The organism is Virgibacillus sp. NKC19-16 (assembly GCF_021560035.1).
Classification (GTDB): domain Bacteria; phylum Bacillota; class Bacilli; order Bacillales; family Amphibacillaceae; genus Virgibacillus_L; species Virgibacillus_L salidurans.
Window position 1 is genome coordinate 2,673,110 of the sequence record NZ_CP074373.1, and the last position, 26,498, is coordinate 2,699,607.

27 protein-coding genes and 1 pseudogene are annotated in these 26,498 nt (G+C 41.1%); 15 read left to right on the forward strand and 13 right to left on the reverse strand.

Features of this window, described 5'->3' with window-relative positions; genetic code table 11:
- Positions 1-30: 30 nt before the first annotated feature.
- From KFZ58_RS13715 to KFZ58_RS13740, 6 genes are all read right to left on the reverse strand, one after another.
- Positions 31-885, reverse strand: coding sequence for a chemotaxis protein (locus KFZ58_RS13715; RefSeq protein WP_235791860.1), 855 nt, complete (start codon positions 883-885; stop codon positions 31-33).
- Positions 886-1,081: 196 nt separating this feature from the next.
- Positions 1,082-2,920: an oligopeptide ABC transporter substrate-binding protein gene (gene opp4A / locus KFZ58_RS13720; protein WP_235791861.1), complete on the reverse strand. Its 1,839-nt coding sequence runs from the start codon at positions 2,918-2,920 to the stop codon at positions 1,082-1,084.
- Positions 2,921-3,100: 180 nt separating this feature from the next.
- Positions 3,101-4,009 carry an ABC transporter permease gene (locus KFZ58_RS13725; RefSeq protein WP_235791862.1) on the reverse strand — a complete coding sequence of 303 codons (909 nt, stop codon included), beginning with the start codon at positions 4,007-4,009 and terminating at the stop codon, positions 3,101-3,103.
- Positions 4,010-4,036: 27 nt separating this feature from the next.
- On the reverse strand, positions 4,037-4,999 hold the full coding sequence (opp4B, locus tag KFZ58_RS13730; RefSeq protein WP_235791863.1) for an oligopeptide ABC transporter permease: 963 nt from the start codon (positions 4,997-4,999) through the stop codon (positions 4,037-4,039).
- 7 nt (positions 5,000-5,006) lie between these two features.
- Complete coding sequence (locus KFZ58_RS13735) at positions 5,007-5,939, reverse strand: ABC transporter ATP-binding protein (RefSeq protein ID WP_235791864.1); 933 nt, start codon at positions 5,937-5,939, stop codon at positions 5,007-5,009.
- Positions 5,926-6,942, reverse strand: coding sequence for an ABC transporter ATP-binding protein (locus KFZ58_RS13740; protein ID WP_235791865.1), 1,017 nt, complete (start codon positions 6,940-6,942; stop codon positions 5,926-5,928). The genes KFZ58_RS13735 and KFZ58_RS13740 overlap by 14 nt, the downstream gene beginning before the upstream one ends.
- 586 nt (positions 6,943-7,528) lie before the next feature.
- Here KFZ58_RS13740 and KFZ58_RS13745 point away from each other — a divergent pair.
- Positions 7,529-8,683 carry an acyl-CoA dehydrogenase family protein gene (locus KFZ58_RS13745; protein WP_235791866.1) on the forward strand — a complete coding sequence of 385 codons (1,155 nt, stop codon included), beginning with the start codon at positions 7,529-7,531 and terminating at the stop codon, positions 8,681-8,683.
- A gap of 52 nt (positions 8,684-8,735) precedes the next feature.
- Here the strand turns inward: KFZ58_RS13745 and KFZ58_RS19385 are convergent.
- Together KFZ58_RS19385 and KFZ58_RS13750 are read right to left on the reverse strand one after the other, a co-directional pair.
- Positions 8,736-8,972: pseudogene (locus tag KFZ58_RS19385) on the reverse strand (type II toxin-antitoxin system RelE/ParE family toxin); the annotation flags it as partial.
- Positions 8,973-9,037: 65 nt separating this feature from the next.
- Positions 9,038-9,604: an REP-associated tyrosine transposase gene (locus KFZ58_RS13750; RefSeq protein ID WP_235791867.1), complete on the reverse strand. Its 567-nt coding sequence runs from the start codon at positions 9,602-9,604 to the stop codon at positions 9,038-9,040.
- Between the two features lie 399 nt (positions 9,605-10,003).
- Here KFZ58_RS13750 and rfbA point away from each other — a divergent pair, with 399 nt between their 5' ends.
- Genes rfbA through KFZ58_RS13785 form a run of 7 tightly spaced genes read left to right on the forward strand, consistent with a single transcriptional unit; the run spans position 10,004 to position 16,734 of the window.
- Positions 10,004-10,936 (forward strand): glucose-1-phosphate thymidylyltransferase RfbA, encoded by a 933-nt coding sequence (gene rfbA, locus KFZ58_RS13755; protein ID WP_235791868.1) that lies wholly within the window; start codon positions 10,004-10,006, stop codon positions 10,934-10,936.
- Positions 10,929-11,957 (forward strand): dTDP-glucose 4,6-dehydratase, encoded by a 1,029-nt coding sequence (gene rfbB, locus KFZ58_RS13760; protein WP_235791869.1) that lies wholly within the window; start codon positions 10,929-10,931, stop codon positions 11,955-11,957. Before rfbA ends, rfbB begins: the two co-directional genes overlap by 8 nt.
- The gene (locus KFZ58_RS13765) at positions 11,918-12,892 is read left to right on the forward strand and encodes a glycosyltransferase family 2 protein (protein ID WP_235791870.1); all 975 of its coding nucleotides are present in this window, start codon (positions 11,918-11,920) and stop codon (positions 12,890-12,892) included. The genes rfbB and KFZ58_RS13765 overlap by 40 nt, the downstream gene beginning before the upstream one ends.
- Positions 12,893-12,896: 4 nt before the next feature.
- Positions 12,897-13,586, forward strand: a complete 690-nt coding sequence (locus tag KFZ58_RS13770) for a GNAT family N-acetyltransferase (RefSeq protein ID WP_235791871.1) — start codon at positions 12,897-12,899, stop codon at positions 13,584-13,586.
- Positions 13,587-13,588: 2 nt separating this feature from the next.
- Positions 13,589-13,945 (forward strand): EamA family transporter, encoded by a 357-nt coding sequence (locus tag KFZ58_RS13775; protein ID WP_235791872.1) that lies wholly within the window; start codon positions 13,589-13,591, stop codon positions 13,943-13,945.
- A gap of 4 nt (positions 13,946-13,949) precedes the next feature.
- Positions 13,950-15,083: a dTDP-4-amino-4,6-dideoxygalactose transaminase gene (gene rffA, locus KFZ58_RS13780; protein WP_235791873.1), complete on the forward strand. Its 1,134-nt coding sequence runs from the start codon at positions 13,950-13,952 to the stop codon at positions 15,081-15,083.
- Complete coding sequence (locus tag KFZ58_RS13785; protein WP_235791874.1) at positions 15,046-16,734, forward strand: DUF6044 family protein; 1,689 nt, start codon at positions 15,046-15,048, stop codon at positions 16,732-16,734. The genes rffA and KFZ58_RS13785 overlap by 38 nt, the downstream gene beginning before the upstream one ends.
- Before the next feature lie 322 nt (positions 16,735-17,056).
- Here KFZ58_RS13785 and KFZ58_RS13790 read toward each other — a convergent pair whose 3' ends face one another.
- Positions 17,057-17,521, reverse strand: a complete 465-nt coding sequence (locus KFZ58_RS13790) for a hypothetical protein (RefSeq protein ID WP_235791875.1) — start codon at positions 17,519-17,521, stop codon at positions 17,057-17,059.
- 238 nt (positions 17,522-17,759) lie between these two features.
- On the opposite strand from KFZ58_RS13790, the gene KFZ58_RS13795 reads away from it, so the two are divergent.
- Positions 17,760-18,080: a hypothetical protein gene (locus KFZ58_RS13795; protein ID WP_235791876.1), complete on the forward strand. Its 321-nt coding sequence runs from the start codon at positions 17,760-17,762 to the stop codon at positions 18,078-18,080.
- Positions 18,081-18,150: 70 nt separating this feature from the next.
- Here KFZ58_RS13795 and KFZ58_RS13800 read toward each other — a convergent pair whose 3' ends face one another.
- Positions 18,151-18,417: a basic helix-loop-helix domain-containing protein gene (locus tag KFZ58_RS13800; RefSeq protein WP_235791877.1), complete on the reverse strand. Its 267-nt coding sequence runs from the start codon at positions 18,415-18,417 to the stop codon at positions 18,151-18,153.
- A gap of 429 nt (positions 18,418-18,846) precedes the next feature.
- On the opposite strand from KFZ58_RS13800, the gene KFZ58_RS13805 reads away from it, so the two are divergent.
- On the forward strand, positions 18,847-19,707 hold the full coding sequence (locus KFZ58_RS13805) for a YitT family protein (protein WP_235791878.1): 861 nt from the start codon (positions 18,847-18,849) through the stop codon (positions 19,705-19,707).
- 56 nt (positions 19,708-19,763) lie between these two features.
- On the opposite strand, the gene KFZ58_RS13810 is transcribed toward KFZ58_RS13805, so the two are convergent.
- On the reverse strand, positions 19,764-20,594 hold the full coding sequence (locus KFZ58_RS13810; RefSeq protein ID WP_235791879.1) for an aldo/keto reductase: 831 nt from the start codon (positions 20,592-20,594) through the stop codon (positions 19,764-19,766).
- Positions 20,595-20,818: 224 nt separating this feature from the next.
- On the opposite strand from KFZ58_RS13810, the gene KFZ58_RS13815 reads away from it, so the two are divergent.
- Genes KFZ58_RS13815 through KFZ58_RS13825 form a run of 3 tightly spaced genes read left to right on the forward strand, consistent with a single transcriptional unit; the run spans position 20,819 to position 23,385 of the window.
- Entirely contained in the window at positions 20,819-21,616 is a 798-nt protein-coding gene (locus KFZ58_RS13815) for an ABC transporter ATP-binding protein (protein ID WP_235791880.1), read from the forward strand.
- Positions 21,594-22,355, forward strand: coding sequence for an ABC transporter permease (locus KFZ58_RS13820; protein ID WP_235791881.1), 762 nt, complete (start codon positions 21,594-21,596; stop codon positions 22,353-22,355). Before KFZ58_RS13815 ends, KFZ58_RS13820 begins: the two co-directional genes overlap by 23 nt.
- A gap of 19 nt (positions 22,356-22,374) precedes the next feature.
- A complete protein-coding gene (locus KFZ58_RS13825; protein WP_235791882.1) occupies positions 22,375-23,385 on the forward strand; it encodes an ABC transporter substrate-binding protein in 1,011 nt (336 codons plus the stop codon).
- Positions 23,386-23,420: 35 nt separating this feature from the next.
- Here KFZ58_RS13825 and KFZ58_RS13830 read toward each other — a convergent pair whose 3' ends face one another.
- Positions 23,421-23,723, reverse strand: coding sequence for an iron-sulfur cluster assembly accessory protein (locus tag KFZ58_RS13830; protein WP_235791883.1), 303 nt, complete (start codon positions 23,721-23,723; stop codon positions 23,421-23,423).
- Between the two features lie 75 nt (positions 23,724-23,798).
- Positions 23,799-24,236, reverse strand: a complete 438-nt coding sequence (locus KFZ58_RS13835) for a hypothetical protein (protein WP_235791884.1) — start codon at positions 24,234-24,236, stop codon at positions 23,799-23,801.
- Positions 24,237-24,459: 223 nt separating this feature from the next.
- Here KFZ58_RS13835 and KFZ58_RS13840 point away from each other — a divergent pair, with 223 nt between their 5' ends.
- Together KFZ58_RS13840 and KFZ58_RS13845 are read left to right on the forward strand one after the other, a co-directional pair.
- Positions 24,460-25,926 carry a potassium/proton antiporter gene (locus KFZ58_RS13840; protein ID WP_235791885.1) on the forward strand — a complete coding sequence of 489 codons (1,467 nt, stop codon included), beginning with the start codon at positions 24,460-24,462 and terminating at the stop codon, positions 25,924-25,926.
- A 108-nt stretch (positions 25,927-26,034) separates the two neighbouring features.
- Entirely contained in the window at positions 26,035-26,490 is a 456-nt protein-coding gene (locus tag KFZ58_RS13845; RefSeq protein ID WP_235791886.1) for an SRPBCC family protein, read from the forward strand.
- Positions 26,491-26,498: the final 8 nt, after the last annotated feature.

A 26,498-nucleotide genomic window follows, 5' to 3' on the forward strand; every position in this document is an offset into this window, starting at 1 on the left:
TCCTTTGAAAATCCTCCTATTCATTATACCTTATCCATTAATAGATCTCCATGTTCTAACCAATCCATCAACAATCGGATTTATAGCGGAATCATCGGTGTCATAACGCGTGTGTGATAACGGATTCCAACTTGTAAATAAACCTCCGACATTCACCTGCAAGTCTTTTGTAACAGCCATATTGTAAGCTTGATTCAGTCCTTTTAGCGGAAAAGCAAGCACATCATCTTTATCATAAAAATTAACCCATTCCCCTTGGATAAACGGATAATATTCCCGGATCGCCCGAGAGGGAACTGTAATCGGTGAGCCAAAATCAATATACCTTAATGACCAGAGCGCCATTGGATTGCCCATCGTATAAAATAAGGCCAATGTTTCGGATTGCTCAATTGGTGAATTGCTTATACACTTTCTTGTCTCCATTCCCACATTCTCACGAGCAAATTGTAAATCATAAAAATAATTGCTTGCAACAATCGATCCGAGACTATGGCTGATCACACATAACGGGGCATCCGGTCCAGCCTTATCTCTCAATTTTTGAATGGATGCAGCTACAAGGGAATGGACCTTATCATAATTTTGATTCCCTAATGTTGTCGGCTGATAGGCAATAGCATCCGCAAGAAACTCAATCACAAACCGACGCAATCGTTTGTAATTCAGATCCGCACTATCTTGCAATCTATTCCATAGTTCGGCCTGTTCTGGCTCAAATACGGAAGACCAAAAAACAGAATCAAACACCAATTCCTGCTCGGGATCTTTAATGGAAAGTTTTTTCGCAAATTTTCGAGAAACACGTGTAATTATTTCATCCGCAAAATCTTCATCCGGCGTACCAGCACCGTGAATAACAGCAACCGCAATTTTCTGTGTCATCCTGTTCACTCTCCTCTGAGGGAATTGCCTTATATCCATACTACTTGAAACAATAAAAACTTTTAAGATGAAAATTACCCATCCTCCCCCAAAACATTCGACAAATATTGACAAAAAGCGGGGCGTGACAGGCACTGTTCAGTCCCGTAGGCAAAAAAAAGAAGACCCACCGCGGCGAGTCCTCTTCATCTTGCAATTATTGGGCTACTTCTGGTTCTTCTGCTGTTACACCAAGTTCATTTCTATAAACATTAGCGCTCTCTTCAATTGACCAGTTTTCAACACGGTTATTAACAGGTACTAATTCCGCACGATACACAGTTGGGAATACAGGGATCTCTTCAACCATGAGTTCTTGCCACTCACTATAAACTTCTTTACGATATTCAAGATCCATTGCTTCCGGAGAGGCTCCCTCAACTAGTAATTCATTATTCTCTTCACTTGCATAGCGTGAATAGTTAAATGCTGCATTAGATCCATATAAACCAGCAGGATCTACATCACTGCCTACCTGCCAAGCACCTTGATATATATCAATATCAGGGTCATCTGCTTCCACTCTATCGTAGAAAGAGTTCATTTCAATCAAACGACCGTCTAAAAGCTCAACCTTCAACCCAACTTGCTCCCATGCTTGAATATAATAGTTTGCAATTGGCTCAGCTGTGTCTCCACCCGACATGGATGCAAAATTAATTACTAATTCTTCCCCATCAGGAGTTTCACGGAACCCATCATCATTTACATCTTCATATCCTGCTTCATCCAGAATTTGATTTGCTTGTTCCGGATCATAGGTCGGAGCTTCAATTGTTTCATCATGATACTCTGCGTGATATGGTGGAATAAGTGTATTCGCATTCCAACGAAGCCCATTATAGAATTGTTCACCTACTGAATTATTGTCTACTGCATACCACATAGCTTCACGTAAATTCACATCTGACATTTTCATGCTATCATCTGGAACAACTTCACCTGCATCAGCGTCCCATTCACCTAATTTAAATCCAATATACGTATAAGCACGACCCACACGACCGAGGAATTCAACATTAGTTAAACTCTCTTCTACATCTGGGTATTGATCTGCCGGAAAGCTATCAACCATATCGACTTCCCCTGTTTCCAGAGATTGAACAACCGTTTCCGGGCTGACTATTTGCAAGGTAACACCGTCTAGATTCGGTTCCCCACGCCAGTAGTCCTCATTTGCTGTATAGGTTACAGATTCACCTGGAACGATGGACTCCACTTTAAATGGTCCCATACCGATTGGATTTTCACGAACTTCTGGTGACTCAGCCATTTCTGCTACCGGAACATCCTCAAACACATGTTTCGGCGTGGCATAAGACCAAATTCCACCTGCCAGTAGTGATGGGCCTGCTTCTAAAAATGTAATTTCAAGTGTTTTTTCATCAATTATTTCAATACCGGAAATCGAATCTTCCTCCCCATCATGATAAGCTTCCATACCCTCTATATTCATAAAACTTGCATCATAGCGAATCCCAGTATAATCCGGGTGTCCAATAACTTCAAAGGAGTATGCCCAGTCTTCTGCTGTCACAGGCTCCCCGTCATGCCAGTTCACCTCATCTCGGATGGTAAATGTGAATACAGTACCATCATCACTCATTTCAAATGTGGCAGCACCATCATTTGTATAGTTATAGCTTTCATCAACAGTCAACAGTGATTCATCAAACCAGTCAATAACTTCAACATCTAAAGCATCCTCATAAAAATTATAGCTCAATGTTCCTGCAAATACCGTATCCGAAACAACACCATAATTAAGCGTGCCACCGTCCATCACTTCTCCGTCAGTAACTTTCTCCGGAGAAAAATCTTCAATGGAATAGAGGTCATCATCTGACCCACCTTCCGCACCTTCTTCCTCTGTTCCTGGATCTGAACCTGAATCATCAGTCTCTTCACTGCCAGTTTCACTGTTACATGCTGCCAACACCAGTAAGAAAACAAGCATTAATGCAAAAAGTAACTTGCTTAAACCCGTCTTTCCCATCCCTTTAACCTCCCCTTTTTAATTGTTCATTTTCGCCGATCAGATTTTAGTTTGCCGACCGACAATATATAATGCAACATCAATACACATATATTGATGTAAGCACCCAAAATATTACCGTTTCAGGGACACTCACCTCCCCTTAATAGAATAACCACATTACTCTATGTCCAAAGTCATTTAACCCCTTCTTTGTCTTGCATCAGCAGCTCTTTTTAACGCTTCGCCAACATTTCGTACAGCAAGCATCAATACGAAAATCAATATTGCTGCAGGTAACCAGATCCACCACCTGAACTCAAGCGTCTGCGGGTTTCTGGCATAACTTAAAAGTGTACCTAAGCTTGGTGTGTCTTCAGGGAAACCAAAACCTAAAAATGATAGGCCTGATTCCAGTCCAATATTTGCTGCAAGATTCAATGTCATTGTTACAACAATTAAAGAGGTTATATTTGGCAGAACCTGTGAAAAAATGATTTTAAAATTTGAGGTTCCCAGTGTTTTGGAAGCCTGAACATAATCCAGTTCCTTTTCCTGCAATGCTTTTGATCTTATCAGTCGGGCAATCCCCATCCACAAAAACGCAGTCATAATGAATGAAAATGTCCATATGGAATAATTTGGTACAAGTGATACAAATACAATTACAACCATTAGCATTGGCAAAATCATGAAAAAGTCCAATATACGCATCATTACGTTGTCTGTATGTCCACCAAAATATCCGGAAATAACCCCAAACGCGACGCCGATAATTCCTGTCATTAATGTAACCAGGATACCTATAGAAAGAGAGTTTCTAGTACCAATAATGAGCTGACCGAAAACATCACGGCCACCATAGTCTGTACCTAAAATAAATTCATCGGAGGGCGGCTCGTGTATGGCAAATAAATCAACCGTTACAATCTCATCCTGATCCAGCAAGATGGAAATACCATATACAAACGTCGAAATTAAAATTAAAAATATCAGTGATATTAAAGCCAGTTTATCTTTGACAATTTCACGCCAAAAGATACGAAGTCCGGACGGGCTTTTCGTTGAATCCTGCGTTTGATTATCCATATTATAATTATTCATTTCCATTTTTCTCACCTCAGTATCTACAATTTCTTATTTAATACGGATACGCGGGTCAACAAGACTTAAAATAATGTCAGAAAGTAAAGCCCCTAAGATTGATGCAATTCCGAACAACAGAACGACAGCGGTCACAACACTGTAATCACGTAACGTAATTGATTCAAGGAAAAGTTGTCCCATCCCTGGGTAACTAAAGATCTGTTCAATAAAAATAGTCCCTCCGATTAGAGTCGTAATTTCAAAGCCGAAAAATGCTGCTATTGGCAGTAACGAGTTTCTTAGAATATGTTTGTTGTATACTCTGGATTCAGAAGCCCCTTTTGCTCGCGCTGTAATAATAAAGTCTTTTTGTTTTGTATCTATAATTTCACTTCTTAAATACTGAACTGTATTTACCGTGGCAATCAGCGCCATGGATATCCCAGGTAATATTAAATGATATAATTTGCTCAAGAAGTAATCGAATGATCCAGGTTCAAGCCCGGGAGCTACACTTCCACTGGTAGGGAACCAACCAAGCATAAAGCCAAAGACCCAAAGCATAATAAGGGCAAAAATAAATAATGGTATTGCAAACCCTAAATAGGTGTATCCTGTAATACCTTGGTCAAGTAATGAATCATTATAGCGTCCACTCGTAATCCCAAGTGGAATGGCAATAATATAGGTGAAGATTAATGTCACTAAAGAAAGCCAGAAGGAATTTACAATCCGTTCTCCAACGATATCTGTAACCGGCATTTTAAAGCGAAAAGACTGTCCTAAATCCCCTTGAACAGCTCCGGTTATCCAATCCGCGTATTTAATATGCCACGGATCATCCAGGCCGAGAGCTTGTCTACGTTCCTCTATCGTTTCTCTATCAACATTCGGATCAATTTGACCTGTGAGTGCATCCCCTGGCATCGCTTGTGCCATTAAAAAAACTAGAACACTGAGTACAAGGATCTGGGGCATCGTTATTAATAGTCGTCTCACAATAAATTTCCACATCTATTTATCAACCTTTCCCCGGCAAGGCTACGAGATGTGTATTAGATACAGGTTTTAAGCCGTAAGCCAAGCCTTCGTTATCAAAATAATCGTCATAGGAATGCTCATATTCCTTCTGTACTTCTTTGCGAAATTGGAATTGTTCCGCACGTCTCCCTGGATCAATATCAGGAATCGCCGCAACGAGACGTTTCGTGTAAATATGCTGGGGATGATTAAAAATGTCCTCTTTTGTCCCCTGTTCAACATAGCGTCCTTTGTACATGATCGCTATGTCATCACACATATGTTTCACGATCCCAAGGTCATGACTAATAAATAGATACGTTAAATTTAATTCTTCTTGAATATCCTTCATAAAGTTCAACACCTGTGCCTGAACAGATACATCAAGCGCAGATACCGGTTCATCTGCGATAATCAGCTTCGGTCTTAAAGCAATTGCTCTGGCAACACCTATACGTTGACGCTGGCCACCGGAAAACTCATGTGGATATTTCAAAATACTTTCCGGACTCAAGTTCACGATATCCAGTAGTTCCTGTACACGCTTCTTCTCTTCCTGCTTGGAGAGCTTTTCAAAATTACGAATTGGTTCTGCAATAATATCCAGGACGCGTTTTCTAGGATTCAACGAAGAATATGGATCCTGGAAAATCATTTGAACATCTTTTCGAAAATCCAATGTCTTGCTTTTTTTACTGGTTATGTCTTTCCCTTCAAATTTTACATTGCCTGAAGTAATATCATTCAAGCCAATAATCGCTCTTCCGGTTGTTGTTTTACCTGAACCAGATTCACCAACAAGGCCATGGGTTTTCCCCTCTTCCACGGAAAAAGAAACACCATCAACGGCTTTGATATGTCCCACCGTCCGATTAAAAATTCCACCTTTAATTGGAAAATGAACCTTTAAATCTTCAACCTCAAGAAACCCCATGTGTCTGACCCTCCTTGCTCGCATCCGGGAAGTAAAATTGCCTGTGACATGTGCAACGTACAAAGTGACCGGGACTCACCTCATGCAGTTCAGGATTTTCTTCATGAGCGGAAGCATCCACCCACGGAATTCGAGATGCGAAACGGCAGCCTTGCCTTGGCAACTTTTGCAATGATGGTACGATTCCCTGAATCACATGAAGTTTATCTTGTCCTTCCTGTGTATTAGGTACAGAATTCAGGAGTGATCTCGTGTATGGATGGAGCGGCCTTTTGAACAATGTATGTACATCTGCCACTTCAACGATTTGCCCCGCATACATGACCGCAACTCTATCTGCCATCTCAGCAACAACACCTAAGTCATGTGTGATTAAAATGATTCCGGCCTGCATGTCTTCTTTTAAATCCCGGATCAAATCGAGGATTTGTGCTTGAATCGTAACATCAAGAGCTGTCGTCGGCTCATCCGCTATCAAGAGTTCCGGGTTGTTTGCAATCGCAATCGCAATAACAACACGTTGCCTCATGCCACCGGAAAGTTCATGCGGGAATTGTTCATAAACATGTTCCGGGTGTGGAATTCCAACTAAATTCAACAATTCTATAATTCTACTTTTACGCTGTTTCTGTGACATATTGGATCGATGGAGAATGAGCGTTTCCCCAATCTGCGCTCCGACCTCCATAAGCGGATTTAAGGCCGTTAGTGGATCCTGAAAAATCATGGCCATATCATCTCCGCGCAATTTATTCAGTTTGGACGGAGATACGCTAGCAATATCTGTATCGTTAAACTTAATATTTCCTTCAATTTTCGCTCGATTATGTAGTCCCATTACCGAAAAAGCTAGGGCACTTTTTCCCGATCCAGATTCTCCAACGATTCCAAGTACTTCATTTTTATGAAGTGTTAAGGACACGTCATCAACTGCTGCATAATACTCATCTTGAATCCGAAATGATGTCTTCAGGTTTTTAATTTCCAATAGAGATTTACTCAATTTAATCCCCCTCGCAAGTATTTTTAATCTGTTAACGGGTGAATGGGGAGCTGATCTGCCTGCATTCATTGAAAGTTCTACTCGCTCGTGTATCCGTGTGCTATTTTTCCCAAACTAACTCCTAGTGATAATATTAATTATCAAAGGAACGTTCAGATAACTCATTTTAAAAAATATTAGTGATTGGTCAAAGCTGCTATTTATCCTCAATTTTCTGTTAATTTAATGTACAGTGAAACCGTTGTTCTTACGCTCGTGTTAGTTATTCATATCTCACTCTTTTTTTTTTTATTATTTCATAGTATAAAAGTTCGCTAAATTCTAAATTTAAACCGTAATAAAACTTAATATATTACTGTGATTATATGTGAATATTTTCAAAAAGGCAATATGTCTCTAAAATTTTCTAGGTACTTTTTTCTAGTAATTTTCGTTTTATATCATACTTAAGTCATTTAAGGAGTCCTCAATTATGAATGCGCTTCCATATATATGCTAACATATTGCCTATTGATATGCTATATGAAATAATGAAATATATAAATCCAACTATTTTTCTCAGGAATAAAAAGGAGGAAATTTGCAAATGAAATTGATCGATTATAAAACGATGGAAGAGCGAATAAAAGCATTGGAAGAGAAGGTGAACGTCTTTTCCGAGCGCGCAAAAAAGCATGATGAGGAAGCAACATTTCCATTTGATAATTTTAAGGATCTAAAAGAAATCGGTTACCCTGCTTTAACGGTTCCGCAAAAATATGGCGGCTTAGGTATTTCGCTTTATGAGCTACTTACGTATCAAGAAACGATTGCCAAAGCAGACGGATCTACAGCGCTTTCGATTGGTTGGCATATGGGAATAACCAAACATATGGGAGAAAACGATATATGGGAAGAAGAAAAATACGCCGCATTTGCGCATGACGTGGTAGAAACAGGAGCATTATTGAATAACGCCGCTTCCGAGCCAGCAACCGGAAGTCCTACACGTGGAGGAAAACCGGAAACTGTGGCGAAAAAATCAGACTCAGGTTGGGTCATTAATGGAAGAAAAACATTTACGACGATGGCGCCAATTCTTGATTATTTTGTTGTCAGTGCTTCGATTGACGGAACGGAGAATGTTGGTAATTTCCTGATTAAACGGGAAAGAAATGGTGTTTCTATTGACGAAACATGGGATTCGATTGCGATGCGAGGTTCCGGAAGCCATGACCTTCTTTTGGGAAATGTACATGTGGAAGACGGAGACCTTGTGGAATATTTGACTCCTGGGAAAAAGCGAGCTGCTGGATGGCTGTTACATATTCCCACGTGCTATCTCGGAATTGCCCGCGCGGCTCAGGAATATGCGGTTGATTTTGCAGCAACTTATTCACCGAATAGTATTGAGGGAACCATTTCTGAGCTGCCCAATGTAAAACAAAAACTCGGCGAGATGGAGTTACTCCTCATGGAGAGCGAGCATTTTCTGTATGGTGTTGCCCGGAAATGGGATGAAAGTGATGAAGAAGCGCGTCAGGCAATGAAGCCGGAACTCGGAGCGGTAAAATTATCTGTTGTGAATAAAGCGGTGGAAGTTGTTGATCTAGCAATGAGGGTGGCTGGTGCACGGAGTCTATCCAGACAAAATCCCCTGCAGCGTTATTATCGTGACGTGCGTGCTGGATTGCATAACCCTCCGATGGATGATATGACGGTGATGCAGTTGGCTGGGAAAAGTGTTGCTGAGCGGGGCTAGGTTGGTTTTGTGAAATGATAGCTGCGACAAAATTCAAAGCTATTACGGCCCTTTAATTTAAAAATCGCCTTAAATCTCTATAAAAATTTTCATGTATTCTTTCGAGAATGAAAATAATATAAGTACCTTCTTCATCTTCTTTGATTGTGTAAGCTATTCTGTTATTTACCTTTGCAGTCCGGAAATCATATGTATAAATACCTGACAAATCCCCTATTTTTAACTCCCTAGATTTAGGGGTTGTCAGGATTTCTTTAAATGCGTCTTCAAAACTTCTTTTCACGAGCTTATTTTGCTTTAAATCTTTTCATATACTTACCACCTTAACTGGAACTATTTTTAATGGTCACACCCTTACAAGAGATGTACCTTATCCTCATCTGCTAAAAACTCCCGGTACCTCCTCTTCTTCTCCAGCTCATTTCCTGGGAAAATATCTAATATCGCGTTGGTGTTTAATTGGAGATCACTTTTCGATGAATTGCTTACGTAAAATGGATAACTGCTCCAAGGATAATTTTCCGGATCGGCTACCAACCCTGCTTCCACTGGATTTAGATGAATATAGCTGCTAACCTTCAGCATTCCATAATCGGAAGCTATCATTCTATCGAAAAAACGTTCTTCAAATACATGGCCGGTGGTATTGTATCTTGTGTTGAAGTAACTGGCGTACCGTTTATTAATAAGTGACATCACCTTGGAGAGGGGCTGGTTCTGCGATCGTAACTGGAGGTGGAAATGATTTGTCATTAAGCAGTAAGAAGCAAGTTCAAAAGGGGTCTTTGTGGATGTTTGCTGGAGGATGTATAGAAATGTCCGGTAATCACCATCGCTAAGGAACAGTGCATCACGCCGGTTCCCTCTACAAACAATATGGTAAAAATAATCCGGATCCCAATGTCGTTTTTTTCTAGCCATCTATATCAGTACCTTTCTTTGATTGTCTATTAGAAGATAACCCACTCCTTCCCAAAAGTAAAAAGCCCAAAAATCAATTTCACGCCTATCTTCCCCGTCTAAAAATGAAATTTCCCCTGGAACAAAACACAAAAACCCTACCCCACAACACACCCAAAATTCAAAATTAACCCTTTTACGAGTTCGACAAATTTCGGGTGGTGACAGGCACTGTTCGGGTACTGTTCTGTCCCACGTTATTTTACATCGCTGCCACAAATTTGAAATATAAATGTAAGATTACTTCCCTCATAAAAGAGGTATATAGAGATATAGGATAGACTATGCCTAAAACGCATATATATTTCGACAAATTTCGGGTGGTGACAGGCACCATTCCGACTTAAGGGGTGGATTCAAATGAAGGGTATTATTTTGGCTGGTGGTAGTGGTTCGAGGTTGTCGCCTAGTACGGATGGGATGAATAAGCATTTGCTTCCTATTTATGATAAGCCGATGGTTTATTATCCATTGTCTGTGCTAATGCTTGGTGGTATAAGGGAAATCATGATTGTTAGTACGCCGGAAGATCGGCCGCGTTTTGAGAAGCTACTCGGGAATGGCTCAGAACTCGGTATCTCGCTTGACTACCGTGAGCAAACCGATCCAAATGGGATTCCGGAAGCATTGACGATTTCCGAAGATTTCATTGGGAAAGATGATGTTACGTTAATTCTTGCTGATAATATTTTTTATGGCCAGGGTTTCACAACATTGCTCAGAAATGCCATCAAAAACCATCGACATGCGACCGTCTTTGGATATCGCGTTAAAGATCCAAGAAGGTTTGGCGTTGTAGAATTCGACCATCATCAAAAAGTCATTTCATTAGAAGAAAAACCAGAGGATCCGAAATCGGATTTCGCCGTAACCGGACTGTATATTTATGATCATCAAGCCATCCGTATGGCGAAAAAACTCAGATACTCTAACAGAGGCGAACTGGAAATCACAGATCTGAACAAACAATATCTGAAAAAAGGACAGCTGGACGTGGAATTACTTGGAAGAGGATTTGCCTGGATGGATGCAGGAACACATGAATCCTTGTTTGAAGCAGCCGAATTTGTGAAGATTACCCAGCAGCGTCAAGGGTTTAAGCTCGCATGTTTGGAAGAAATCGCCTATTATTTAGGATATATAAACAAAGAAGCATTATACAAAAAAGGAAAGTCAATGGAAAAGAACGATTATGGACAATATCTCATGGAAATCGCTGAAAGAAAACACACGGAGCAATACTGGGATTCCATTGATCATCATCCAATGTTAGGACTGGTGGAAAATGAATAAACAACAGCCAACCCTTCTCGTCACAGGCGGGGCAGGCTTTATCGGATCAAATTTTATTCACTATTATTTGGAAAAATATCCGACTGCACAACTGCTCAATATCGATAAACTCACCTATGCCGGATCAATAGACAACTTAAGAGAAGTTGAGTCACTGGAAAATTACCATTTCATCCATGGCGATATCACAGATGAAGTACTCGTAAACGACATTTTCACAGACTATGATATTACCGGAGTCATCCATTTTGCAGCCGAATCACATGTAGACAGATCGATACAGGATGCAAAAGCATTTGTAGCATCCAATGTGTTTGGTACATTGACCCTCTTGCAGGCAGCGAAAAAAAACTGGGAGGCTAAAGGCGAGTTGTCCAAAAGGCGCTTTCATCACATTTCAACAGATGAGGTATATGGATCTTTAGGCGAGGAAGGGAAATTTTCAGAGGAGACACCGTATGACCCGCGCAATCCATACAGTGCATCCAAAGCAAGTGCCAATATGTTCGTCAAAAGTTTTGCACATACGTACGGGATGAATGTTGTTATTTCCTCAAGCTCGAACAATTATGGACCAAGACAACACGCAGAAAAACTGATCCCAACAATTATCCGAAAAGCATTGGCAGGTGAACAGATTCCTATTTATGGTGATGGGAAAAACGTAAGAGACTGGCTATATGTTGCTGATCACTGCAGTGCACTTGACATGATCTATCACCAGGGTCATCCGCTTGAAACCTATAACGTCGGTGGCGGCAATGAGAAGACAAATATAGATATGGCAGGAGAAATTTGTGCGATTCTGGATAAGCTAGTTCCGCAATACAGAACGAGCGAAAGCTTTAACGATTTAATCACTTTTACCACAGATCGCAAAGGCCATGACAGGAGATATGCTGTTGATGATCGCAAATTAAGAAAAGCGTTGGGCTGGAAACCGACCGAAGACTTCCATTCAGGACTGAGGAAAACAGTAGAATGGTATGTGAATCAATGGAAAAAACATCCCGTGACCTAATATCCGTCGTCGTCCCAGTTTACGGCTGCGAAACATGTCTTAAGGAACTTTGCAGTCGCGTAGCAGAAACCGTCACAAACATTCCAGCCCACTACGAAATAATTTTAGTGAACGACGCGAGTCCGGACGACGCCTGGACAACAATCAAACAACTAAGCGAGCAGGACGAAAACATTAAAGGAATTAATTTTGCCCGAAACTTCGGCCAGCACCATGCGATTACTGCTGGCCTTGACCATACGAATGGGGACTGGGTGGTTGTGATGGATTGCGACCTTCAGGACCGGCCAGAGGAAATCAAGAAATTATATCAAAAAGCACTCGATGGGTATGACGTTGTTTTCGGCAAGCGAACAGTGCGCCAGGACAATTGGCTCAAACGCAAATCATCTCAGGGCTTTTACAGGGTGTACGATTATTTCAGCGGGCAGGCATCCGATCATTCAATAGCCAATTTCAGTATTAACGCAAAAAAAGTGGTCAGGGGCTTCAGACGCATGCGTGAACAGAACCGCTTTTTCCCATTATTTATCCAGTGGATGGGATATGAAACGACAAGTATCACGGTTGAACACAACGCACGCAAGGAAGGCAAATCCTCCTATAATATAAAAAAGCTGGTCACCCTTGCGACAGATGCGATCATATCCCAATCCAATAAACCACTGAGACTCTCGATTCAATTAGGATTTTTGATCGCATCGGCATCCTTCATCTATGCCCTGTATTTATTCGGCAGGTATTTTTTCCTTGATGAAACTGTGCAAGGATGGACCAGTGTGATGGTATCGATTTTCTTTATCAGTGGACTAATGTTCTTCAACTTTGGTGTCCTTGGTCTATACATCGGTAAAATTTTCAACGAAACAAAAGGCAGACCACTTTATTTGATTCGAGAAACAACGGACGATACAGATGATCAGGAAGGGAGCTGATAATATGGCAGATTTTTTGGAACCAACCCCATGGGACAGGCGAAATTTTCATGTAGACACATACCAGCTGACATCAACTACGATCGAGGCTTTAAAACAAACAAGTGAAATTGAAGGGCATTTCACATTAAAGGTGGATCCACTTGAAAATAAGGAGAATCTTTTAAAGTACGGATTTTATTATGTCGACACATTGATTGAGCCAGTTTGCAGCAGGGAAAATCTGCAGGCTGTTGAGAAGGAAAGGATCCATTTTTCCCGGGATTACAATAGAGAAGCGATCCTGGAAATCGCGGGGGAAGCTTTCGGCAATGGACGTTTTCATCGTGATTTCAACATTCCGGGCTATATGGCAGATAGACGATATATGAACTGGGTGGGGGATCTCATGGAAAAAGACCTGATCCTGGCATTGAACTATCAGGGTAGAACTGCGGGCTTTTTTGCATACGAGGATGATAAAATACTCCTGCTCGGGATACATAAAGATTTTCGCGGCAAAGGCTTGGCAAAGGCATTTACAAGTCACTGTGTGCAGGAGCAATTTGATAGAAGCGGCTATGACACATTGAAAACATCCATTTCACCAGTGAATCTAGCTTCATTAAATGTGTTTATTTCACTCGGATTTCGGTTAAAAGACAGCGTCGATGTGTATCATAAATTAAATGTTTCGCTCCCGGTTGGGGGCTGATCATGGGATACGCATATATTTTCTCCACCATCTTTTTTACCGTTTATGGTCAATTAATTTTGAAATGGAAAATTAATCAATTTGGAAGTCTGCCTGAGGCTTGGATCGATAAATTTGGTTTCCTGTTTCAAATTTTATTTAATCCGTGGATTCTATCAGGGTTCCTTGCCGCATTTTTAGCTGCATTAAGCTGGATGGCAGCGATGACGAAGTTCGATATCAGCTATGCCTATCCATTTATGAGCCTGTCGTTTGTCCTTGTTTTTATTCTTTCCGTCGTTTTATTTGGTGAACCGATCAGTACACAGAAAGTAGTCGGATTTTCCCTAATTATACTAGGCATTATCGTCATGAGGTGATCATATGATTCTATTTAATAAACCATGCAGTACCGGGAAAGAAGCAGCTGCCATTCAAGAAGCAATGCAGCAAGAAAAATTAGCAGGTAACGGCCCATTTGGAAAAAAATGTGTCTCCTGGCTTGAGAATCGTCTTGGATGTGAGAAAGCCATCCTCACCCCCTCCTGCACTGCTGCGCTTGAAATGACCGCATTATTAACCGAGGTTGGCGAGGGGGATGAGGTAATCATGCCTTCCTACACCTTTGTTTCAACCGCAAACGCCTATGCATTAAGAGGTGCTCAGGTTCGTTTTGTTGATGTCGATCCGGACACGATGAATGTGGATCCGGAACAAGTAGAAGCTGCAATAACAGACCAAACAAAAGTCATCGTCGTTGTTCATTATGCTGGGGTGGCTTGCGACATGGACCGAATTATGGATATTGCAAAGAGAAACGGTTTATGGGTAGTTGAAGATGCTGCACAAGGCGTAATGAGCAGCTACAAAGAAAAGCCGCTCGGCACGATCGGGCACCTGGGAACATTCAGTTTTCACGAAACGAAAAATTATACATCCGGTGGTGAAGGTGGCGCGTTGATTGTAAATGATCCGGCGCTCACGGAACGCGCGGAAATCCTGCAGGAAAAAGGGACGGATCGCTCCTTATTTATGCAAGGCATGGTCGACAAATACACATGGCGCGATGTCGGCTCTTCCTATTTATTAAGTGAACTGAACGCTGCCTATTTATCCGTTCAACTGGAAAATGCAGATCAGATTAATGCCGATCGCCTGCATACATGGGAACAGTACTATGAGGGACTTTTGCCATTAATGGAAGCTGGAAAAATCAGCGGCCCACATGTCCCGGAAGAATGCGAACAGAATGCCCATATGTTTTATATAAAAACGCGTGATAAGCATGAGCGTTCGGACCTTATCAATTACTTGAAGGAAAATGGTGTCATGAGTGTAACACATTATGTGCCATTACATTCTGCCCATGCAGGCCAAAAATACGGCAGATTTATTGGGAAAGATACGTACACAACTGAAAGTAGTGAACGACTGTTACGTTTACCACTTTATTATGGGATAGAGAAAGAGGATGTGGCACATGGGATCAAGATTATTACAGACTTTTACCAAAAATAAATTTATCTGGATAGCGTGCCTAATCCTCATCGCATACCTTCTGCCCTACTACATACTCGGTGAGGACACACATATCCGCGTCCATGACAATCTGGATTCAAACATCGTTTGGTACAAATTACTTGCAGAAAGCGGGCAAATTTTCACCCTATCTGATACCACGTTGCCTCAAGTCATCAATGGACTTCCGAGAAGCGCATTGCCTTCCGCCTTTGATGCAGTCGTATGGCTATATGTGCTTTTTGAGCCGATGACGGCATATACGATTAGCCAAACAATCATGCGATTTGCGGCATTTTTCGGGATGTATTTGCTGCTGAGTCGACATGTGTTTCGCGAGGCAAAATCACCCTGGATTACAGTAGGTGCCTCGCTCGCGTTTGCGATGCTTCCATATTGGCCATCAGGCGCCCTGTCTATCGCTGGTATCCCGCTCGCACTGCATCTATTTTTGACGATTCGAAAATTTGGCTGGAAAACGCCGAAATACAACTGGATCCTCTTACTTGTGATTCCGTTTTTCTCGAATTTTATTTTGAGTTTTGTGTTCTTCCTGGCACTCATGGGGCTATTCTGGCTGATTGATTGGATCCGTTTCAAAAAGTCAAATTGGCCGTTTTTTACAGCCATTGCCTCAATGACGGGAATTTACCTGGTGAAAAATTATCTGGTTATCACGTCCATGTTTTTTGACGGTGGATTTACATCACACCGGGAAGAATTAAGTCTCGGTCATAATACATTTGAACGCAGTGTGGAGCTTTCGTGGGAAAATTTTCTATACGGCCATACGCACGATGAAGCCCATCAAGTATTGATCATTATTCCCGTCATTTTTACTGCTTTACTCGTTGCAGCGTATAGTAATGTGAAGCCTAGGAAGCTAATGACGTTATTCGTGTTTAATTTTGCTATTTCCGTATGGTATGCCTTTTGGTACTTTGAGGGCTGGCGCATTGTGAAGGATAATTTCATGGTCGCCAACACATTTAACTTTTCCCGGATCCATTTTCTCGATCCAGCCATTTGGTACATATGTTTTGCCTTGGCTTTGGCATTGTTGTGGAAACATCTGAAATTCGGGAGAGTGCTTGCAGTTATATTGGTTGTTTTGCAATGCGGCCTTGTGTTTGGATTAAATGAGGAAAATAAATACAGTACGTTTGACACGCCGACATTCGCAGAGTTTTATTCAGAGGACTTATTCGACGAGATTGAGGCCTACATTGGCGAGGATCAATCTGATTACCGTGTGGTCAGCATCGGCATGCACCCGACCATCGCGCAATACAATGGATTTTACACCTTGGACACGTACAATAACAGCTTCCCGCTGGAATACAAGCATGATTTTCGGGAAGTAATTGAAGGCGAACTCGATAAAAGTCCATCACTGCAAAACTACTTTGACACATGGGGCGGCCGCCTGTACATGTATGTCGCAGAACACGGCAAAGATTATCTGTTCACCAAAGACCGCAATGAACCAATCGAAAACCTGGCAATCGATACAGAAGCACTGCAGGAATTAGGCGGAGACTACATCCTCTCAGCCGTACCAATCGAAAACTACGAAGAACTAGGACTCGAACAAGAACGAGTATTTGAGAACAACGAATCACCATGGCAGATTTGGCTGTATGGGGTGTGACGCAGTGCCTGTCACGCCCCGAAATTTGTCGAATGATATTTTGTACAACATGTATGACAAGACTCCCGGTAGAAGTAGTTACCGGGAGTCTTATTTAGTTGCAGTAGCGGAGCGTACCCCCGAACAGTGCCTGTTGCAATGTTGACTTTCTATCAAGTAAAAATGCACAGCATGAGAAGAAACTTCGTAATGTATCTGGACAGTAATCATGAGTTCCTCACGCAATTTAAATTTTCACCATCTTATATTCTATTAAACAAATCATATCAAATTAGGCGCCATTCCTTTTAAATAGAACGATGCTTATTTGTGAAGCCTTGACCTACTTCCCGTAGTCCCACATCAACCGCCATTCTTCCTCAACCATGGTTACATACACATCCTGGACAATCGTGAATTTTCCATACTTCCCATTAAAATTCTGTGAGACTTGCACGTGATAAACGACATCGATCGGCTCTGCATCTGCTTCTATTTTCCAATTGTTCACTTTTTGTGCGTCAGTTATCGAATATGTAAATGTTGTAACATCAAAATGATTCATAAACACATGCGGACGATTTTCAAGATAATGGCCTTTGCTGAATTTTTCCTGCATCAATGGATGAAACATCTCCCAGGAATCGGAAAACGATCCTTCCTGTTCATATGTATAAAACGCCTCAACTCCCAGTTCCGCTTGCCGCTCCGGGGAGGTGATACGAAGAATATAGACCGTGACGATAATAGCCATGATAATCACCAGCAAGAACACAAACAATAATCCCTTTCCCCGACCTTTCTTCATCATAAAATCCCCCTGCCCTATTTTATTCGAGAGCTGAGGGATTTATTATTGGATTATTCTGTCGGTCTGTTATTAAAATCTCTAATTCCTAAAAATCTTCTATAGGATAAATTTTCCTTAAACACAAGTTCATTTACTATTTAAATGTCAAAATTTGTCTAAAAATGTATAGACTTTAATGTTAAAATATAGTAATATAGAACTATATTTTGAAATATTTAAGAAGGAGGTGAGTAAAATGTCAGTGTCAAGGATTTTAAAGTGGGTCACTGGTGGTTTTGAAGCACTACTAGGTATCCCAATTTTGGGAGCTTCTATTATATTAGGGCTTTGGTGGACACCACTGGTAGTTATGTTGATCATGCATATCATAACTTTAGTAATGACTAAAAGAGATGGTGGTCCAAGTGTAGGTAGTATTTTAGGTATCGTTACTTCTTGTGTAGGCTGGATCCCTGGGGTAGGAATAGTTATGCACATACTTTCTGCAATATTCCTTATGATTAATGCAGCTACTCCTGACAATAAAGCAGTCACCAAAGACGCAACAATCGCATAATGCAATTATTTATTTCTTAAAAGCCTCATCCACTAATGAGGCTTTTTTATTATATTTGTCGCCAAAGAACCTAAATATCTGATTCACCCTCCCCTGCCTTTTCCCGTAAAAAATATAACCCTTCTTCATTGGAATAGGAACGCACCAGTTTTCTACTCGGCTGAATCGCTTGAATATTAGGGTGATCAGAAGTGATTTCTATAATTTCCGCTTCGTCACACTTCACATACATACACACCTTGAATTCTTCTTCAATAATCCGCAATAGATCAGCTAATTCAACATGCCTTTTTCCTTTCAATTTCTTGTAAAGCTTCCCTTTTGTTATAAATTCCACTTTATTCACCTCTATTTTCTATATCAAATCAGTACGATATACCATTATGAACCAAACAATACCACACTACAGGACTGGGTACAATTTCCTAAAAATACCTATCATGCCTTCAAATGTGTGTTTTACACTCTCTATTTCTGTAAAAAAACTAATTTTCAATCCACAATTGAAAAATTGAACCCTCATAAAGCAATGAATTTGAATTTTAATGAAATACCATGAAATTTAAAAACTAGAATAGTAGCGGATTTATCGTATCCCCTTTTTCCTTACAAAAAGTAGATATCCCCCCAAATCCACTTCCCATCAGCCTTTCCAACACTAAACATAATTCGACAAATTTCGGGGCGTGACAGGCACTGTTCGGGGGTGTTAGAATAGATAAGTTAGTATTAGAATCACGGCTACATGTGAAAGGAATCGTTCGTTATGAATAAACGCAACAGGGTTATAATCGAATATTTTCAGGTTATCATCGGGGCTACGCTTGTGGCACTTTCCTATAATTTATTTTTACTACCATCAAGACTTGCTGCAGGTGGGATTTCAGGAGTTAGCACTATTTTATTTGAATTATACGAATTGAGTCCTGCCTACACGCAATTTCTCATTAATATTCCTATTTTTATTATCGGTTGGATCGCCATGGGGAAAAATTTCAGCTGGAAGACATTGGTCGGCACGTTTTGGGTGCCGTTTATCATATGGCTGACCACTAACTTCCCGTATACGGTTGATAATCCTCTACTTGGAGCCATTTACGGCGGAATTATTCTGGGTACAGGGCTTGGAATAGTCTATAAGGGGAATGGATCAACAGGCGGTACAGCAGCGATAGCCCAAATCGTGAAAAAATTCACCGGCCTATCAAGTGGTTATTCACAGCTGATCGTAGACGGTTTTGTAGTGATTTCTTCCATTATCGTATTCAATCTGGAGCTAACATTATTTGCGCTCATGTGTATTTATATCACAAGTAAAACAATTGATTTCGTACAATTACGTACATCAGCGTCGAAACTTATTCTGATCATTACAGAGGAAGAAGAAAAAATTCAAGCGCTCATCCGTGACAGGATAGATCGAGGCTTAACAAAAGTACGCTCTGTTGGAGGCTATTCTAACGAAGATAAAACCATGATCCTGTGTGTCACAGAACAACAAGAAGCAGTACAACTTAAAAAAATTCTCCAAAAAGAAGAACCCTCCTCCTTCGTCATTTATATCAATGCATCAGAAATACAAGGAAGAGGATTCTCATTGGATAAATATTATGGTCAGAAATTGTAGACCTCAGGTGAATGAATACCGTCTTTCATACCATACGAAGGGATTCATTCACTTTTTTATGCATCAAAACTATCCGGATTCGTACCGGTTCTTTCATTTTTATTTAAGCCGCTAATTCTATCGATTTCCTCCTCCGTTAATGAAAAATCAAAAATATCAGCGTTTTCGATGATGCGATGTTCGGTGACGGATTTTGGAATGGTAATCACGTGATTTTGCAGATCCCATCGTAAGATCACCTGAGCTGGCGACTTGTCGTACTTCTCCGCAATATCCACGATCGCTGGCTCATCAAACATTCTTCCTTTTTTAAGCGGAGACCATGCTTCCAGCTGTATGTTTTCTTTCTTGCAGAATTCATGTAGCTCAGTCTGGGTAAGGTGTGGATGATACTCCACTTGATTAATGACTGGCTTCACCTTACAATCCGAAAGCAAATCTTCCAAATGCTGCACATGAAAATTACTCACGCCAATCGCACGAACTTTCCCGTCTTCGTACAACTTTTCCATTGCTTTCCATGTTTCCTTATAAAGCCCTTTCACCGGCCAATGAATTAAATACAGATCCAAGTATTCCAAATTCAATTTCTCCAGACTTGTCTCAAATGCCTTTAATGTACGCTCATACCCTTGATCATCATTCCACACTTTCGATGTAATAAATAAATCCTCTCTTGGCACACCGGTTTCCCTGATGGCTTGCCCTACTCCTATTTCATTATCATAAAACGAAGCTGTATCAATACTCCTATAGCCATGTTTGATCGCTGCCTTTACTGAATTTATGACGACATTGCCATCCTCCACTTTATAAACACCTAATCCAAAGCCTGGCATCTTCACGCCGTTATCCAATGTGATTGTATCCTGTAAATTATTGATCATGATTAGCCTCCTATCTATATTCTCCATTATATACTAACTTCATATTATTAGAAAAGACAGGCAAAGCCCCAATGTTATTCGACAAATTTCGGGGCGTGACAGGCACTGTTCGTCTTCTGTTCGCATAAAAAAGTATTGACAGGACAGTCAACAAATGGGTATAATTTGATACAATATTAAACCTAGTTTTTTGATAGGAATTAGGGTGTTAAGGAGGCGATATGTTGTTTCTTCAAATGAATCACGTTGGAAAAACTTTCTCAGATCAAGATAGGAAATCATCCTTTGAGGTTTTTTCCGAGATTGAATTGAATATTTCTGAAAACCAATTCGTCTCTATACTGGGACCTTCCGGATGCGGAAAATCAACCTTACTTTCAATGGTGGCTGGGCTTGAAAATGCCACGGAAGGAACCATTACATTACAAGAAAAAGAGATTAAGCAACCCGGACCTGATCGCGGAATGGTTTTTCAGCAGCCTGCTTTATTTCCATGGCTCAACGTTCGCGACAATGTCACATTTCCGTTAAAAGGAACAATGAGTAAAAAGGAAGCAAACGATAAAGCTGACCACTTTTTAAAAATGGTGCAATTAACCCGATTCAAAAATAACTATATCTATGAACTTTCAGGCGGCATGCAGCAGCGCGTCGCAATCGCCCGGGCACTAGCCATGGATCCGAAAGTTCTATTGATGGATGAACCATTCGGAGCGCTAGATGAACAAACACGTCATATCCTGCATGACGAACTAATGAAAATTTGGCAGGAAACACAAAAGACGATTCTCTTCGTTACACATAGCATACAAGAAGCTATCAAACTATCAGATCGCGTGGTAGTTATGGGCACACGCCCTGGCCGTATCATAGCTGATTTCACCATAGACATAGCCAGACCAAGGGAACGGGAGAATCCTGATGTCATCGCATATGAGAAACGAATCATGAGTTTACTTGAAATTGAAATTAATAAAGTCTTAAAGGAAGAGCTATCAAATGAAGTTGAATATAGTCGTTAAACGTATCCTTTTTTTAGTAGCAATCATCGGATTATGGCAATTGATTTATGCATTGAATATTTTTGAAGATATTATTTTCCCGTCCCCCTCTCAGGTTGGAATGGCGTTATATGAAGGGTTTGCGGACGGCGATTTTGTTACAGCGCTGGGAGCAAGCTTCAGACATCTATTCAGCGGCTTATCCCTAGCTATCCTGCTTGGAACTATTTTAGGTGTCATCTTAGGTAAATCCAAACAGGCTGACGAAACGGCAGGCATGTATTTAATTGCACTGCAAAGTATCCCAAGCATTGTATGGGTGCCATTAGCTATTATGCTTTTTGGGTTCAGTGAACTTGCCGTTATCTTCGTCGTCGTTTTAGGTGGAACGTTTGTAATGGGGTTAAACGTCAGGTCAGCGATCCAAAATGTTCCGCCAGAACTTGTACGTGCAGCAAGGACAATGGGAACAAAAGGGTTTCGATTATTTTACCGGGTAGAAGTACCGGCAAGTATCCCTTACTTCATGTCAGGTATCCGGCTAGCTTGGGCCTTCAGTTGGCGGGCCTTGATGGCCGGCGAATTACTCAGTAACGGACCAGGTCTCGGCTATTCATTAAGCTATGCACAGGATTATGCCCGTATGGATCAGGTCATTGCCATCATCATTATTATTGGTGTTATTGGTGCAGTTGTTGATAATCTCGTATTTTCTAAATTAGAAAATACAGTAATGAAACGTTGGGGCTTAGCAAAATAAAAGAAAGGATGAAATTTATATGAAGAAATTTTTATCAATCATGTTATTTATGTCAATTGCTTTCGTATTAGTAGCATGTGGAAACAACGAGGACGGAGCAAATGCTAATTCAAGTGATAGCGAGGCAGAAGAAATTACGATTGGATACTTCCCGAACATTAACCATGTTGCCGGCATGGTAGCCGAAGAAAAAGATATGTATTCAGAAACATTGCCTGATGGTACAAAAGTAAACTACCAATACTTCCCGGACGGTTCCGCATTTATGACAGCAGTGGAGACCGGTGAAATTGAAGGCGGACTCGTTGGGCCGGGACCAGCCATGAACCACTTTACAAGCGGAGCAAAAATTAATATCGTAGCAGCAGGATCAACAGGTGGTACAGTAATTATGGCTAGAAACGACGCCGGAATCGAAACACCGGAAGATCTGGCAGGCACAACTTTTATCTCGCCGCGTGTTGGTTGTACCCACGACGTTCAATTTGAAGCAATGATGAAGGATGAATACGGTCTTACCTCTGACCGCGTAGACGGAACCATGAAACACGTAACAGGAGAACCAGCTACGTATCACAGCATGTTTACAACAGGAAACGTTGATGTAGCCACAGTACCGGAACCGTGGGCCTCCGTCATTGAAGAAGAAGGTAGCGGCAAAGTGCTTATAGATACACCAGAAGTCGCATACGGGGAAACATTGCCGGCAGCCGTATTTGTAACCTCCCAAGACCTAGCTGAAAATAATCCGGAAATGGTCCAAAGCATTGTAGACGGTCATAAAAAAGCTACAGAATTTATTCAAGATAACCCGGAAGAATCAAAAACAATTGCTATCGACAAAATAAAAGATATCACAGATCAGGAACTTTCCGCATCAGCGATCGACAACGCATGGGAACGTATTGAATTCACCTATGAAGTTGACGAAGAAGTGCTGCAAGATTTTTCAGATTCATCGTATGACCTTGAATTTTTAAATGAGGAGCCTAATTTAGAAGGATTAGTTGATGCTAGTTTTATTGAATAAGAAATGAAGCCAGCCGAGGGGGCTGGCTTTTTTTATTAGTGATGATGATGTCCGCCTTTTGACGAATTGGTGATTTCAAACCCCCGGTTATCCGCATAAAAATACTTAATCCAAACACCATCCAGGAAATCTTCCTTTGTATCGAGCAGGATATCAATCCCTTTGTCCGTTTTTACAATTTCATCATCTTCGGTTGGTGTATCAAGTTTTAAATCAAAATGAGCGTGATCCCCATGGTTTATGGTAACGTAGACGCGGATCATTTTCCCTTCCGCTTCTTCTGAGTCCAGCATCTTCTTCAATTCTTTCGCAGCATTGCGGTTAATTTTGCATTGCATCGTTATGTCTCCCATCTTTAGTAAGTATTTTTCTATTATCTCATGTTTCCTTTGAAAAATAAAAAATCCAATCCGCTAATCCAGAATTTCTTCATTATATGCATCATTGGACATTTCCTTGTGATCAGCTACATAATAATAACCATCTGATTGCAGTGTCCACAATGCTAGCGTGTCATCGCCAAGTCTGGCAACAACAAGATACCAATTTTCATCATATGTCTCATCCAAGTTTTCAATCAAATCATCTTGCAAGTGTCTGTTACGTAATTCCCTGATGCCCATATTCTTTGTCCCCTGCATATCCTCAACCTGTGACGCCAACTGCTCCATCACTTCGTCCAGATTTTCATCAATAGCCGCATCATTTTCCGCAAAAACGGCATGAACGTATTCCTTATCACCCGTCAGCGCCGCATTGTACATATCCTCGACAACTCTGGCAGATGCCTGATTTAAGCAACCACTTAAAAGCAAACAGGAAATGACAATGGATATAGCTACTTTTTTCATCATGCTTTCCCCCAGTTAAATCTCGCAAAATTTCTTCTATGTAAACGTATTAAAAACATTATATCATAGAACGTTCCATCACTTATTCGTATTCGACAAATTTCGGGGCGTGACAGGCACTGTTCGGGTTTTTGTTCCCCACCAAAAAAGTCCTTATGTACAGGTGTGATAGCTCTTCAAATGGGGTATAGTAAAAAGGTGAATGTCGATCTAAGGGGTGCTGATGTTGCCGGAATTACTAGACTCAAACCTGTTTATTTTAATCATCTCAATAATACTTATCTTTAGCATACTTGGCGTTCAGTTTACTGCAAGAGTCAATGCTCCTTCCCTCATTTTTTTCATTGCTTTAGGGATGCTTTTTGGCACTGGCGGGCTGGACATCGTAAATTTCCGTGACCCAGAAATCGCTCAGCTTATTGGTATGATGGCCCTTGTTATTATTCTGTTTGATGGCGGTATCAAAACCAACTGGGGCACGATACGCCCGGTTGCCGTGCCTGCCATATCCCTGGCGACTTTAGGAGTAGTAATCACCTCTTTTATTCTAGGGGTAGCTGCTAAAATGCTCTTCGGATTAAGCTGGCCGGAATCATTGTTAATGGGGGCACTTGTCGGCTCAACGGACGCGGCAGCTGTTTTTGCTATGCTTTCCGGAAAAAATATAACGAACCGCCTCGAAGCCACACTAGAAGGAGAATCCGGAGCCAATGACCCGATGGCGGTCTTCCTGACTACTACACTCATTTCCTTTGTTCAATTGGAAAATTCCGGCTTTTTCAGGACAATTGGTCAGTTTTTCTGGCAAATGGGTGGCGGTTTCCTAATCGGGATACTGATTGGAAAACTGGCAAGTAAGGCGTTATATAAAATCAAGCTGGACTCAAGCGGCCTATACCCGTTACTTGCCTTTGCCTTCGCATTTCTCGCTTACAGCAGTGCCTCCCTGCTTAACGCCAGCGGCTTACTCGCTGTCTATGTTGCTGCCATCCTTATCGGCAACTCAGGACTAAAGCAGAGAAATTCCATCCTTCGTTTTAATGAAGGATTCAGCTGGATCGCCCAAATCGGGATGTTTTTCATACTCGGACTTTTCGTAGTCCCAAGCGACCTATTTACGCTTACTACAGTAATCAATGGTCTGATACTTTCCATTGTATTAATGTTTATTGCACGACCGATAGCATCATTTATTTCGGTCATAGGTATGAAGTTCAATCTCAAGGAAAAACTTTTTATCTCCTGGGCAGGATTACGCGGAGCAGTTCCGATCGTACTGGCAATTTTCCCAATGCTTGCCGGACTTGAACACAGCCAGCTATACTTTAACGTTATATTCTTTGTTGTTCTTACATCCACTGTTCTGCAGGGTACGACCATCTCGCTGGCAGCCAGGAAATTAAACCTTGTAAAACCCGGACAGTCTAATCCCATTCAAACCATGGATTTGTTATCTGTTGGTAAAAAAGAACTGGAAATCGTGGAATACAAAATCGGCAGGGATACACAGCTAAATGGCAAACGGATCCAAGACATTGGTTTTCCGAAATCAACCAATATCATCTTGATCATCCGGGATGGCGAGACAATTTCTCCACATGGAAGATTGATCTTTCAGGAGGAAGATGAATTGTATGTTTTAACGCCAGACAGTGAGCGCGAAACACTGGAGGAATTGTTGAAAGAATAGGGGGCATGTGCTTTCGGGTCAAATTTATAAAACCTAGCAAATTGGTTCTAAAAAAGGGGGTCCACCCATACACTAAACAGTTGAAAACTTACAAAAGGAGGCTATCCAATGCCGAGCGGAATGCATCAAATAGAACTGGATATTCCCATTGAAAATGTCTGGTCCTTTGTTAGTGATATGGATAATTGGGCGCCCTTAGTGCCCGGTTACATGAATCACGAAATGATAAGCGATAGGCAATCCACCTGGACATTCAAAGGCAATCTCGGAGTTATGGAAAAAATAGTCAGTCTGAAAATAGACATTACCGAGTGGCAAGCACCTACAAAGGTAACCTTTAATTTGACTGGGGTGGATGAAAATTTTACGGGCGATGGCTATTTCGAAGCAAACGACGTAAACGGTAGACAAACTAAAATGACAGGCTACCTCGATATCACCGCCAAAGGCATGATGGGGCCAATGATTAATCCTGTTTTAAAAACGTTAGTTCCGAAAAAAGGAAAACAATTAACAGAAGCGATTGGCAGAAGGATGCGTGCGATGGAAACGGTAGCTACATAAGTGTGGAG